General features: G+C 64.9%; 10 protein-coding genes. All 10 read right to left on the bottom strand.

Annotation, left to right across the window (positions count from 1 at the left end; genetic code table 11):
• On the bottom strand, positions 1-1,155 hold the full coding sequence (locus AC1DXS_RS03485) for an aromatic ring-hydroxylating oxygenase subunit alpha (RefSeq protein ID WP_477736188.1): 1,155 nt from the start codon (positions 1,153-1,155) through the stop codon (positions 1-3).
• Positions 1,156-1,230: 75 nt separating this feature from the next.
• Positions 1,231-2,055 (bottom strand): siderophore ferric iron reductase, encoded by an 825-nt coding sequence (locus tag AC1DXS_RS03480; protein ID WP_477736187.1) that lies wholly within the window; start codon positions 2,053-2,055, stop codon positions 1,231-1,233.
• Entirely contained in the window at positions 2,052-3,935 is a 1,884-nt protein-coding gene (locus tag AC1DXS_RS03475; protein WP_477736186.1) for an IucA/IucC family protein, read from the bottom strand. The genes AC1DXS_RS03480 and AC1DXS_RS03475 overlap by 4 nt, the downstream gene beginning before the upstream one ends.
• Positions 3,932-4,546 (bottom strand): GNAT family N-acetyltransferase, encoded by a 615-nt coding sequence (locus AC1DXS_RS03470; RefSeq protein ID WP_477736185.1) that lies wholly within the window; start codon positions 4,544-4,546, stop codon positions 3,932-3,934. Before AC1DXS_RS03470 ends, AC1DXS_RS03475 begins: the two co-directional genes overlap by 4 nt.
• Positions 4,536-5,774, bottom strand: a complete 1,239-nt coding sequence (locus AC1DXS_RS03465; RefSeq protein WP_477736184.1) for an MFS transporter — start codon at positions 5,772-5,774, stop codon at positions 4,536-4,538. The genes AC1DXS_RS03470 and AC1DXS_RS03465 overlap by 11 nt, the downstream gene beginning before the upstream one ends.
• Before the next feature lie 17 nt (positions 5,775-5,791).
• Positions 5,792-7,105, bottom strand: a complete 1,314-nt coding sequence (locus tag AC1DXS_RS03460; protein ID WP_477736183.1) for a lysine N(6)-hydroxylase/L-ornithine N(5)-oxygenase family protein — start codon at positions 7,103-7,105, stop codon at positions 5,792-5,794.
• Positions 7,106-7,222: 117 nt separating this feature from the next.
• Positions 7,223-9,634: a TonB-dependent siderophore receptor gene (locus AC1DXS_RS03455; RefSeq protein ID WP_477736182.1), complete on the bottom strand. Its 2,412-nt coding sequence runs from the start codon at positions 9,632-9,634 to the stop codon at positions 7,223-7,225.
• Between the two features lie 124 nt (positions 9,635-9,758).
• Positions 9,759-10,820: a FecR family protein gene (locus tag AC1DXS_RS03450; protein ID WP_477736181.1), complete on the bottom strand. Its 1,062-nt coding sequence runs from the start codon at positions 10,818-10,820 to the stop codon at positions 9,759-9,761.
• A gap of 91 nt (positions 10,821-10,911) precedes the next feature.
• Positions 10,912-11,469 carry a sigma-70 family RNA polymerase sigma factor gene (locus AC1DXS_RS03445; RefSeq protein WP_477736180.1) on the bottom strand — a complete coding sequence of 186 codons (558 nt, stop codon included), beginning with the start codon at positions 11,467-11,469 and terminating at the stop codon, positions 10,912-10,914.
• 265 nt (positions 11,470-11,734) lie between these two features.
• A complete protein-coding gene (locus tag AC1DXS_RS03440; RefSeq protein ID WP_477736179.1) occupies positions 11,735-13,198 on the bottom strand; it encodes a leucine-rich repeat domain-containing protein in 1,464 nt (487 codons plus the stop codon).
• Between the last annotated feature and the right edge of the window lie 124 nt (positions 13,199-13,322).

Raw genomic sequence — 13,322 nt, 5'->3', positions numbered from 1 at the left:
TCAAGCCGGGCCGTCGGCGCCCATGGTGCGTCGGTACCACTCATGGAAGTGCCGCATGCCATCTTCCAGCGGCGACTGGTAGGGCCCGGTGTCCGAGGTGCCGCGCGCCAGCAGCGCGCGCCGGCCGGCGTCCATGCGTTCGCCGATCTCGTCGTCTTCCCTGGCGGTTTCCATATAGGCGGCGCGGTGCGCCTCCATGAATTCGGGCTCGAAGGCGGCGATCTCTTCGGGGTAATAAAACTCGACCACATTGACCGTCTCCTGCGGTCCCTTGGGATACAGCGTGGACAGCACCAGCACATGCGGGTAGAGCTCAATCATGTGGGTGGGGAAGTAAGTGACCCAGACCGCGCCGAAATCGGGCGGCGTGCCGGTGCGGTACTGCAGCAGGCGCTCATGCCATGTGCTATAGATGTCGGAGCCGGGCGTGCTCAAGGACTCGTGCACGCCGACGCGTTGCATGCTGTACCAGTCGGCAAAGTCCCAGCTCAGCTGGTCGCAGCTGACAAAGCTGCCCAGGCCCGGGTGGAAGGGTGCGACGTGGTAGTCCTCCAGGTAGACCTCGATAAAAGTTTTCCAGTTGTAGTGGCAGGGGTGCACTTCGACGTGGGCCAGCACGTAGTCGGAGAAATCGAACTCCGGCCTTTCAAACAGCGGCGCCATGTCGCGCGCCGGGTCGCGCGGGCCTTCAAACAGCAGGCCGTGGCAGTTGCGCAGGGGAAAGCGCTGCAGGTTCTTGCAGGGCTTTTGTTCGAACTGTGGCGCGCCCAGCAGCTCGCCGCTGCCGTTGTAAGTCCAGCGGTGCAGGGGGCAGACGATGTGACCGCCGGCTGCCGCGAGGTTGCCTTTGGGATTGGCCGGCCCGCTGACATTGCCGGTTTCGCCGCCCAGGATCAGCGCCTGGCGATGCCGGCAGACGTTGGACAGCAGCTCCACACCCTGCGGATTGCGTACCAGCACGCGGCCACCGTCTTCCTGCGCGAGCCGGTGCCAGTCGCCGAGCTGGGGTACGGCTTTTTCATGGCCTATGTAGCGGGCGGCATTGTTGAAGATCAAGGCCTGTTCGCGCGCAAACAGGGCTTCGTCGAAATAGGCGCTGACGGGCAGTTGCGGGTCCGCCGGCATGAGATGCACCAGGCGTGCGATATCGTTCATGGAACTCTCCAGGGCGTGGCGAGGCATGCCGGCCTTGAAAAAGGCACAGCCGCATCGCGGAATCAATGACCCGGACTACGAAGGATCGGCCAGCAAACGGGCGATGCGCTTGTCGAGCGGGAGCTTGGGACAGGTGCTGCATTTCTCGCCGTCGTGACGGCGAAAGTAGTGGCAGCAGACCTTGCGGTCGAGAGCCAGCGCGGGCGTCCCGTCGCGTGCGCGGTAGGCAAACATGCCACAACCGCCGCTGATACCCAGCAGCGCCAGCCACGCCTCTCCCAGCGCGGCGACCTTGGCGTCCTCAAAAAGACCGGGGCTGCTGCGATGCACCAGCAGCAGAGCGCCCAGCACACACTCAGCCTGCAGCCGGTCGGCGGCGCGGCCATGCAGGGCCACCAGCGGCATGAGGGCCGCGCGTGTGGCATCACACAAGCTGCGCAACTCGCCGGCCGCCAGCCGCATGCGCGAAGCCAGCGACTCGGCTTTCATGGGCGCATGCGCCGGCAATTGGAAACCGCTGGGGAATCCGGCCACCACGAGCTGCGTGAGGCCGGCAAGCACAGGCACATGGCTGTCCAGGTGGGCGGCGATCACGCCGAGGTAGACCGGCTGCCAGATCGCCAGCCCCCAGCAGCGCAGCGCCACATAGTGGGCGCCGGCTTCGGGATAGGACACCGCCCAATGTCGGCACAGCGCCTGCAAAGGGGCTGCCGCCGCTACCGAGCCGTCATAGCGCAGCGCGCCGGGCGCCGCCGCCCCGCCCTGCTCTCCGCGCAGCGCGGGTACGACACCCGCGGCCAGTTGCAACACGCGGGCAAGGTCGGCATCGGGCGCGCACGCCCAGGCCTGCGCAGGCGCACCTTCGTGCGCCGGCTCCCCTGCCCGCATGTCCAGGCTCATGCGACGCTTTCCACCGCAGCTTCCGCGGCGGGCCGCCTGGCCGCGCGGCGGCGCATGCCGGCGATCGGGTTCACCAGGTTGCCGGCCATCTTGAGGCTGGACGCGGGATCGGCCAGGTTGACCATCTGCACGTTGTTGCCCAGCTGCAGGCGGTTCAGGCAGGAATGCAGGAACTCGGGCACAAACATGTCGTAGTGCGCGAACTTCGCAGCCATCTCGGGATGGGCCTCCTCGTAGTCGCAGACGCAGTCGGCCACGGCGCGCCAGAAGTCGTCTTCGCTGCAGCAGGCGTTTTCGACCAGCACCTGGTTGATGTGGCGCAGCACACCGTCGAACACGTCGATAAAAATGCCCAGCAGCTTGAAGTGGTCGGGCACGTCGACCGCCAAGCGCTCGACGCGCTCGGGCAGCTTCGCCTTGGCTTCGATATTGAGGATGGCGCATTCCTCGGCGATGTCTTTCATGATGGCGCGCACAGGCACGTGTTTGTCGAGTACCAGGATCAGGTTCTCGCCGTGCGGCATAAAGGTCAGGTCGTGTTTGTAGAAGCAGTGAAGCAGTGGCGTCAGGTAGGCCTTCAGGTAGCTTTTCAGCCAGGCTTTCGTGCCCAGCCCTGAGCGGCGTATCAGCTCGGGCAGCAGGGCCTGGCCGTCCTTGTCCACATGCAACAGCGCGGCCATGGTCATCAGGCGTTCGCCGGGCTTGAGCAGGGGCAGCGGGCTTTCGCGCCACAGCGCCGAGAACATTTTTTTGTAAGGCGTATCCACCGGTATGGCAGCCTCGTAGTAGTGGTTGCGAAAGCCTATGGACGCGACTTCACGCAGGATGGTGAAGCCGTTGGCGCGCAGAAAGGCATCGCCATCCACCAGGTTCTTGATGAACTCGTTGATGGCCGGCGTGCCCGACATGTAGTACGGCGATAAGCCGCGCATAAAGCCCATGTTGAGGATGGACAGCGAAGTCTTGACGTAGCGCTTGCTGCGGTCGCTGGTGTTGAAGAAGGTGCGTATCGACTGCTGGGCGATGTAGTGGTCGCGGCTGTAAGACAGGCAGATGATCTTGCGCTGGGCCACATAGCCGGCGAAGGCGATGGACAGCTTGTTGAACCACTGCCAGGGGTGGGCGGGCATGAAGTTGTAGTCAGCCGGGTCCACGCCCAGCGCGGCGACTTCACGGGTAAAGCCGTCGACGGTTTCCTGCCCGAGCTCCTCGGCCAGCAGCTGTTCATAGCTGAGGGTGGAGATGCTGGAGAAAGCCGCATGGTCCTTGTGCACGGCCAGCCAGATCACGCGAATCTGCGAGCCGGCCTCGGGCGCATAGGCCTGGTAGTCGGCCGCGGTAAAACCCAGGCGGCCGTTGTTGGCGACAAAACCCGGGTGGCCTTCGGTCATGGCGACTTCAATCGCCTGGAAGTCGGTCGCGTCGGCCAGTTGGGCGCTACTGGGGGCGTCGGCCTTCATGCGTTTGTAGGCGCTGCCGAACAAGGTGCTGCTGATCTCGTCAAGGTAAATCGGCAGCAGCTCCTCGCGTATGCCCAGCCGCTGGCGGCATTCGATGATGAACTGCAGCGCATCCAGCGGCTGCTCGGCGCTCTTGAGGTATTTGTGGATGGATTCGGGCTTGATGAACCAGTGGCGCAGCGCCAGGCGCCTGGCCTCGAACTGGTAGCAGGCCGCGCCGTCGTCCGAGAAGAGTTGATACAGCGCGAAGCCGCCTTCGCGCGGGCGCAGCTGTTCGGGCTCGACGATGAGCTCATGGGCGTATTCGGCAATGGCCTTGCGCAGCAGCAGGCGGTTGGCCTGGGCCCAGGCCTCGGGCGTCAGGTGGGCGGCGAAACGGGCCGGGTCGTGTGCGATCTGGTTGGCAATGGTGACGTTCATGAATGGACTTCCTCTAAGGTGGCGGCCGTAGCCTGTTCAAAATCCCGCCGTGTGCAAAAGGCGAGGCTGGCGATCTTCTCGGGGAAGACCACATCGCGGTCGTAGGCAAAGCCCGCGGACCGGTTCAAGGCGTGGACCTTGTGATTGCTGGCATCGGGCTCGACGACGATGCGCCGTGCGCCCAGGTGCGCGAACATAAAACGCATCAGTGCATGGAACACGCTGCGCGAATAGCCGGCGATGCGCCGCTCGGGCGGCGCGATAAAGATGTGCATGCCCAGGTCGCCGGGCCGCACCTCGTAAAAGGCCCGGATGCGGTCCTGCGCGGGGTCGTAGCATTCGGCGAGAAAAGCCGGCCTGCCGCCTTCCCAGCCGATATAGGGCGTGGCGCTGCCGGAGTCCAGCATGCGCTGGTAGGCCTCGCGGACCTCGGCTTCGCTTTTGTCCTGCATCAGCCAGAAAGCGGCGCGCTGCTGGACAAACCAGCGGTGCAGCGTGGGGATGTCCTGCGGTATGCGCAGCGGGCGGAACACAAAACCGGCTTCGTCACGGTAAGGCCTGAGTTCGGCATCAGCGCGGCGGTGCAGCGTATCAATCAGGTCAATTGGCATGGGCGGGCTCCTTCAGGGTGGTGGCATTGGCCGCATTGCCGCCCTCGTCCAGATGCCCGGCGCTGGGTACCTTGAGGATCAGGCGATCCAGCAGCGCGGTAAGCACAAAGCCACCGGCCGCCAGCAAAAATGGCACGTGCAGGCCGTAGCGATTGACGATGGCGCCGGCCGCGAAGGAGGACAGCAGCACGCCCATGTTCTGGAAGAAGTTGGTGATGCTGTAGTCCTGCGCATAGCGCTGCGGCGTGGACAGGCGGAACAGGTTGACTTCGAGCTTGACGATGATCTGGAAGAAAGCCCAGCCGTAGAGCACGCGCCCCAGTACCACCAGCATGGGGTCAGGCGCGGCATGCAGCAGCAGGCCGGCGGCGCCCAGCAGCAGGTTGCCTATCGTGTGGTCGGGCAGCTCGCCGCCGCGCGCGCGTATCCAGGCATGCAGGCGCAGCGCGGCGATGGCCACCACGCCGGGAATGGCGAAGGCCATGCCGGACAGCAGCTCGCTGTCGTTGCCGGTGATCTTCTGCCAGTAGAGCGCGAAGAAGGGGCGTATCAGGTAGGCGCTGAAGTCGAACATCAGCATCACGAGTGCCAGCTTCAGGACGGGCAGGCGGGCCAGCAGGCCGACGCGGCGTGCTTCGGTGGCCTCGGCCAGCGCCTGCGCGCCGCTGTTGACGCGGATGATTTTTCCGCTGCGTATCAGGTAGAAGCAGACCGCCATCTGGAAGTAGTCGCCGGCCGCCATGGCAAAGATGCTGGCGCGCGGCCCCCAGGTCTGCAGCACAAAGCCGCCCACCACCGCGCCGAAGATGGCGCCGAAGTGCACCACCACCGACAAAATGCCTATGGTGGCCGCGTGCTCCTCCTTGGGGGTCAGCCGCATCATGTAGGGGTACATCAGCAGGTAGCTGCTTTTGCACATGAACATCAGCATGGAGAGCACCCAGTAGATTTCGACGGTGGGCGCCTGGTCGCTCAGCAGGCTGAAGGTGCCGGCCGCGAACTGCGTGTAGACCAGCAGGTGCAGCGGCTCGACGCGGCGCGCCACGCGCGCCCAGAAGGGCAGCGTGCACATCACGGCGATGGAAATCGCCGCCACGTAAGCGCCCACGTGCACGGGGCTGTCGATGCCGTAACGCGCGCTGAAGAACTGCGGATAAAACGGGATCAGGATGGCGTCGCTGATGACGGCCAGCACCGTCATGGTGATGATGTGGAATCTGAGCTTCATGCCGTGCGCCCCAAGCCTCAGAGCAGGACAAAGTCCGCGGTGGACGGAATGGTGAAATCCTGAATCGCGACGCGCCGCTCTATCTTGTAGTGCTCCACGCCGGTCAGCTCGCGCAGGATGTAGGAGTTGCGGTAGCAGCTCATCCCCAGGTCCTGGTTGGTCATGCCGTGGGTATGCTGGCCGGCGTTCTGCACAAAGATCTCGCCGCCGTTGAAGTCAGCCGCATAGTTGCGAGCCAGCCGGTAGCGCCCCTGCTCGTCCCAGCGCAGGCGATGCCGTATGCCCTCGACGAAGGGCGGAATGTTCTCGCGGTAGCCGGTGGCAAAGACCAGGCCCTCGCTGCGGTGCGCATAACGCGCCTCGCAGTCGAGCTGGCGGAATTCGATCTCGTAGCAGCCCTTGCCCGCGTCGTAGCGGCAGCCCTGCAGCTCGCAGTTGGTGATCAGGTGGGTGCGCAGCGGCCCCTGCTTGCGCCTGTCGTCCAGCAGGTCGTAGATCTGGTTGATCAGGCTGGCGTTGACGCCCTTGTACAGGCTGTCCTGCGCGCGGATGACGCGTTCCTTCTTGCGGTCGTCGAGGTGGTAGAAATAGTCGATGTAGTCCGGCGAGAACATCTCCAGCGTGAGCTTGGTGGTTTCCATCTGGAAGAAGCGCGAGGAGCGGGTGATCCAGGTCAGGCTGTAATCGTGCGCCTCAGCCTCCTTGAGCAGGTCGTGGTAGACCTCGGCCGCGCTCTGGCCGCTGCCGACGATGGTGATGGAGCGTTTTTTCTGCAGCTCGGCCTTGCGGGTGATGTAGTCGGCGGTGTGCAGGTAGCGGTGGCCGTCGGGTGCGCAGCAGGGGGGAAACATGGGCTTGGAGCCCACGCCCAGCACCAGCTTTCGGCAGCGCATGATGAAGGGCTCGCGCTGCGGCCCCTGCACGCCTGTGACCACATAACAGCCGGCCTCGGCGTCGTGCACGATCTCCTGCACCTCGTACTCGAAGCGCGCCTTGGTCAGCCGCGCCGCCGCCCAGCGGCAGTAGGCGTTGTACTCGGCGCGCGTGAGGTAAAAACTTTCGCGGAAGTAGTAGGAGTAAATCTTCCCCTCTTCCTTGCAGTAGTTAAGGAAGCTGAAGTAGCTCGTCGGGTCCGCCAGGCTGACCAGGTCGGCCAGGAAGGGGTTTTGCAGCGTGGTGTTGTCGATCAGCATCCCGGGATGCCAGTTGAATTCCGCGTTGCGTTCCAGGAAAACCGCGTTCAGGCCGGCGATGGGCTCGGCCAGGCAAGCCAGGCTCAGGTTAAAAGGCCCCAGCCCGATCGCAACAAAGTCATAGATATTCTTGTTCATTACACTCAACTCCCTGATGGACTGGCACGCCGGGTTGGCGCGCCACGTTGGTCGAAAAGAATTCCCGCGGCCGGTTGCTGCACCAGCCGCTTTTCCTCACACGGCCCTACCGCTGCCCTACCACTGGTAGGTCACGGTCGCGGTGGCGCTGCGCGCGTCGCCCCAGTAGCAGTACTGCTGGCTCAGGCAGGAGGCCACATAGCTCTTGTCGAAAAGGTTGTTCACGGCCAGGCGCAGGTTGGCGCCCTTGAACGAGGGGTTCAGCTGGGCCAGGTCGACGCGCAGCATCAGGTCCACCAGCGTGTAGGGCGGCACCTTGAGGCTGTTGGCGTTGTCGGCCCAGCTCGATCCCACGTAGCGCACGCCCGCGCCCGCGGTGTAGCCCGGAGAGAAGTTCCAGTCGCCCCAGAGCGCGGCCATGTGGCGCGGCGCCTGGTAGGGCGTTTTTCCGGTGAAGCCGTCCGAGGACTCGGTGAACTTCATGTCGGTGTAGGTGTAGCTCGCAAGCACAGACACGCTGCGGCTCAGCTGCGAGCGGGCCTCCAGCTCCAGGCCGCGCGAGCGCACCTTGCCGGTGGGCTCGAAATACGTGGCGCCTACCGGGCGCGTAGCGACATTTTTTTGCGACAGCTCGTAGACCGCCGCCGACAGCAAGGTGTTGGAGTCCTTGGGCTGGTAGCGTATGCCGACCTCCAGTTGCTTGGTCTCGGCGGGCGCCAGGTTGTTGCCCTGCCTGTCGTTGCGCAGGCTGGGGTTGAAGCCGTCCGAGTAGCCCACATAGGGTGCAACACCGTTGTCGAAGAGGTAGACGACTCCCGCACGCTTGGTGAACTTGGAGCCGCTCCACTGGGCCGGGTTGCCGGTGCCGTACTGGTTGGAGGCCTTGGCCCAGTCCATGCGGCCGCCCAGGGTGAAGCGCCAGCGGTCCAGCTCGGTCTGGTTTTGCAGGTAAAGGCCGGTCTGCTCCAGCTTGCGGTCTATCGGGTCGCTGGTCACGCCGGTCAAGCCCGGGGCGCCGTAGCTCGGGCTGAACACATTGATGGGCAGCGCGCTGCCCGATTCCCAGCTGCCGCTGACGCGGCGCTTCTGGTAGTCCAGCCCGGCCAACACGGTGTGCTTGAGCGCGCCCGTCTGGAAGCGGCCTTCAAGCTGGTTGTCTATGGTGTTGCCGCGTGTTGATTCGTTGGCGCCCGAGTAGTAGCGCGTCAGCTCGTTGGCGCTGGCCCAGCCGTAGCCGTAGATCTGGCGCAGCGTGGTGTCGGCCCGCACGTGGCGGAAGTTCTGGCGGAACTTCAAGGCGTCGCTGAAGGCATGCTCGAACTGGTAGCCGAGGAAGCGCTGGTTGCGCTGGTATTTCTCGACGCTAGCGTCCCCATCAAAGAAATAGCGCGAGATCAGTCGGCCGTTGTGGCTTGCATTGAGGCTGCCGTCCGCCGGCACCCCACTGTGGTAGCTGCCATTGGGATCGTCCTGCAGATAGGCCTGCAGCAATAAGCGCGTGTCGGTGGACGGGTTGATCGCCAGGGACGCGGCCAGCGCCTGGCGCTCTTCCTTGACGGTGTTGAACTGCGAGTCCAGCGAGCGCGACAGCGCCGTCAGGCGAAACGCCATCACGCCGTCCTTATCGATGGGGCCTGAGAGATCGACAGCGGCTTCGCCGCGGTTGCGGTTGCCCAACGTGAGCTGCACCTCCCGATGCGGCTGGTACTGCGGCATCGTGCTGGTCAGCGCGACCAGGCCACCCGGCGATGCGCGGCCGTAAAGCACCGAGGCCGGGCCGCGCACCACGTCGATGCGCTCGAGGAAGTACGGGTCGACCTGCATGGAGGTGTAGCTGCCTTGGTCGCTGAGCATGCGCAGGCCGTCGAGCAGCGTGCTGTCCACACTGCTGTCCTTGAAGCCGCGCAGGGCCACGTAGTCGTAGCGGTTGGAAGAACCGACCAGCCCGGTGAACACACCGGGCGAGTAGTTCAGGGCTTCGGGAACGCTGCGCGGCTTCTGGTCTTCGAGCTGCTGCTTGGTGATCACCGAGATGGATTGGGGCGTCTCGATGATGGGCGTGTCGGTCTTGGAGCCGGCGGCGCTGCGTTTGGCAACATAGCCCTTGCCGCCGCTGGTCGCCGTTTCCTGTTCGGCGCCGGCCGTCACGGTCACCACCGGCAGAGTCGACGCGCCCGATGTCCCTGCCGTGCCCGAAGTCGCTTTCACAACAAACACATGGCCGTCCACGCTCGCCGCCAACTGGCTGCCGGCCAGCAGTTGGTCCAGCGCCTGCTGTGGCGTCAGCCGGCCGGACACCGCGGGCGCCGTCTTGCCCGCGACCAGCGCGGGCTCCACCATCAGCTCCAGCCCGGCCTGCTGCGCCAGGGTGTTAAGTGCCTGGGCCAGGGGCTGTGCAGCGATGCTGATCTGCATGGGCGTGGCGACTCGCGCGCCGGCCGCGCTTTGAGAGACTTGGGAATAAACCACCGTGCTGCCCAGGGCCAAAGCCAGGGCCAAAGGGGGCAGGTGGAAGCGGGAACGAGGCATGCGTGCAAATCTCCGAAGAAGGGGTAAATAAGAATCCTTCTCAAGTAGACGCATGGGCTTTGGGAAACCCTAGGTCGCGCGCAAAGTTTTTTTGCGCCGCGAAATTGGCCAGGATTAGCCGGGATCAATGACCGGCGGGCACGATCTCGGCCTCGCCGCCCTGCTCGCGCAACCGGACCGGCAAAACCTGCGGCAGGATGCGGGCGAAATTATCGAGCCGGCGCGGATCAAAGGTGCCGGTGACACGCAACGCGGCGACGGCCGGCTCGCGCACGCTCAGGTGCACCGGGCCGTAGCGCTCGAACTCGGCCAGGGCCTGGTCCAGCGGCGTGTCGTCAAAGCTCACGCGGCTTTCACGCCAGGGCGCGACACCCGCGGCGGGAACGGCGGAGACGGCGCCCAGCAGGCCCGTCATGTCGCTGGTGATTTGCTGGCCGGCAAGGAGTTCGACCGTTGTATCGCTTGTCGAACGAGCGGCCCGCGCCACACGCACCCGCCCTTCCTCCACGGCAACCTGCACGCCCGCCTGGCCCGGCATGCCCGGCGTGTAGCGCACCGAAAAGCGCGTGCCGACCACCGTGATGCGCAAGGGGCCGGCCAGCACGTCGAAGGGTCGCGCCGCATCACCGGCGATCTGGAACATCGCTTGGCCCTGCGGCAGGCGGACCTCGCGGCGCCCGCGGTAAATCGCCACCTCGGCGGTGCTCAGCGTGTCCAGCCGCAGGCGGCTGCCTTCGGGCAAGCTCACTTCCAGCTGCTGGCCGCGCGCGGTGGCAAAAGTCTGCGTGAACAGGGCCTGCTGCTGCCAGACATTCCAGGCCAGGTAGCCGCCGCAAGACACCATCAGCGCCACGGCGGCCAGTGCGGCTTGCGGCGCCCAGGCAGCAAGCCCACGCCACCAGGCGCGCGGGCGTGGCGCGGCATGGGCAGCGGCCTTGTCATCGGCGAGGTTCTGCCTCAGCGTGCGCAGGCCGTCTGCCGGCACGGCGTCGAGGGCGCGCCAGTCGTCCTGATGGCGCGCAAAAGCCGCGCGATGGGCGGAGTCCGCCGCGAGCCAGGCTTGGAACCCGGCCTCGTCCGCCGCTTCGAACGGCCCGCCGGCACGCCGGACGAACCAGTCCAGCGCCGCTTCGTCGGTTTGTGTGGGCGGTGCGGCTGGCGGGTGGGCTGGCGGCGGTTTGTTCATGGCGTGCTTGTCAGCTCTTTGATCGGCTCTTGGATGTAGACGCACGAGCCCGCCAAAACCCTAGGCCGGAAAAATAAGGATGCATACAAACTCATTCGTGGGCGGGTTTTCTTCTTCGTAATTTCGGCAGAGGGGCCGCGGCGGGCATTCCATCCAGCGCATCCCTGCATCGCCTGCAAGCATCCATGGCCAGCTTGATGTGCTGCTCCACCATTTTTCGCGAGATGCCCATCAGTTCGGCCACCTCCGCATGCGGCAGGCCGTCGAACTTGTGCAGGATAAAAGCTTCGCGGCAGCGCAAAGGCAGGGCGTCTATGGTGGCCAGCAAGGCATCCACGCCCTGAGCGGAAGAAGCGGCCGCGTCGGGCTCACTGGCCTGCGGTGCCGCGAGGCCGTCAATTTCGTCAGTCCATCCTTCGGCATCCGGATGCAACGCCTCGCCGCGCACCTCGCTGCGGCGGTGCTGGTCGATCTGCAGGTTGCGCGCTGTGCGATACAGCAGCGCACGTGGCTCGGGCACAGCCTGGCCGGAATGCTGCACCGCCAGCACACGCGCATAGCTCTCCTGCACGATATCGGCCGCGGCATCGCGGTTACGCAGCGTGCGGGAACAGAAGTTCAGCAGTTCTTGGTAATAGCGCTCAAGCACAGGTCGGTCATTGCCATGGGAAGTGACGAACCCCTCCAAGCGGCAGACGAGATGTGGCGGTGGCTGACCAGGCGCGCGCGTCGTAGATGGGAATTATTCTCATTATGACCGAAGCGCGCCAAAGCGCTCCAGTTCGGGGCGCCTCGTTACCTTTGATACCAGCGAGCCCTGTTGCCCGCGACTGTCGCTGAGCGGTCATCAGGAAGACCGGCCGCGAACACCCGAGTTCGGCCCCAAGCAGCCCCAGAACCTTGGCGGGTTGAAGCTAGTTCACCACGGTCCTGTGGTGGCCCGCCGGCGGTTCGGGCAGTCGCCAGTAAGGCGACTCGAAGGTCACGTCCACAGCCGGGCATTCGCCCTTGGGGTATAGCCGCAAACTGCGCACGTGTCGGCCGTGTGCTGCCAACTCCGTTCGTAGCCGCGCTTCGTCGGGCAAGGCGACGCCAGGCTGCGTGTAAAGCACGAGCTGGGCAACTTCGTGATGGTTGGCGAGCGCGGCCCAGTCCACCTGGGTTGCCGGCAGCAGCAACTCGCCGCTTTGCAAATGCGGCCATCGCTTCAGAGCGCCGAAGCTGTCAACCGACCCCGCCGCGCCATGCATAAAAATCCAGCGCAAGCTCTTCAGGCCTTCGACTGCTTGCAGTGCCGTGAGCTTGGGGGCCTTGAACATCTCCAGTACCTCCAGCCCTTCCAGGGTGGTGAGGGCGGATATGTCGCTCAGGCTGCGGCTGTGCCCCAGCCTCAGGGTGTGCAACTGGCGCAAGCTTTCAATGCCGGCGAGATTCGCCAGAGGCGCGCCACGAAACTGCAGCGACTGGAGTTGGCTGCAGGGTGCCAGCGCATTCAAGCTCTTGAGTTTGCGTGGGCGGTAGAGCCTCAGGCTTCGCAGGCCGGGGTGCTGCAGGCTTTGCGGCGACAAGGTTTCGGCGTCCAGGCAAGAGAATGCTTTCAGTTTTGGGAGCAGGCGATAGTCCCCATGCGCTGGCGGAGCACTGGGCAGGTAGATCTCCTCCAGTTCATGCAGCACGGGCAGATCGGTGAGCGACACGTTGTCCGACGGACTTCTCAGTTTTCGGATTTGATGGGCGTGCCGGGCCAGCACCTTGAGGCTTTCGATACCGTTTCCGGGGCTGACGCAGTCCACCGCGTTTTCAAGGAGTGCCGCCTCTGTCGCGGCAGTCCAGCGGTACATCGTCAGGTCCAGGTGCCCATCGAATGGGTCGACCGTCAGGCAGTAATCATCATTGCGGGCCAGCAGATCAGGCGCAGGCCAGCGCCAGTGCGTGAACTCGCTGTCATGCGTCTCGCCCAACACCTGCATGGCCGCCACCCACTGCGACAGGGCCGCCTCTTGCAGGGTCAACGGTGCCGAGCGCGCGGCGGTGATCCAGGTCGGATGTTCCAGGTGCTGGCTGCTCCAGGGAGCCAGGTAGCCGGTAGCGGGCCTTGCTTGGGCTTGATGACCCAGCCGGCTCAACTCCGCTGCCAGTTGCCCGGCCTTGCGCTCGTCATTGGTGGCGAAGCCGAAGTCCACAGACTGGGGCTGTGCAGCGGCCTCACGGTGTGCCCGCAGGATGCGCAACTGGCGCTCGATCACGCCCGGCCCCCGTGCCAGGCTGCGGGCACGCCGCTCGTCGGTGAGAAAACCTGCCATGGACCGAGATCCCCCTTCAAATGGCTTGTTGTTCGCCGCATCGGCTAACGCGACGAGGGGTGAAGTTTCGCACAAGGCGCCGAGTCCAATGGCGTGGAAGCAAGGCCGTCAACCTGACTTGCGCAGCCGCTTACTGAAAATCCGGGACGCCGTCAGGACAAGGGGGCTGAAAAAGGAAAAGGGCCTGCAAGAAATCTTG

The sequence above is a fragment of the Polaromonas sp. P3_B1 genome (assembly GCF_056402935.1).
The sequence above is the reverse complement of the archived record's forward strand: the minus strand, read 5'-3'. Positions and strand labels throughout refer to the sequence as shown.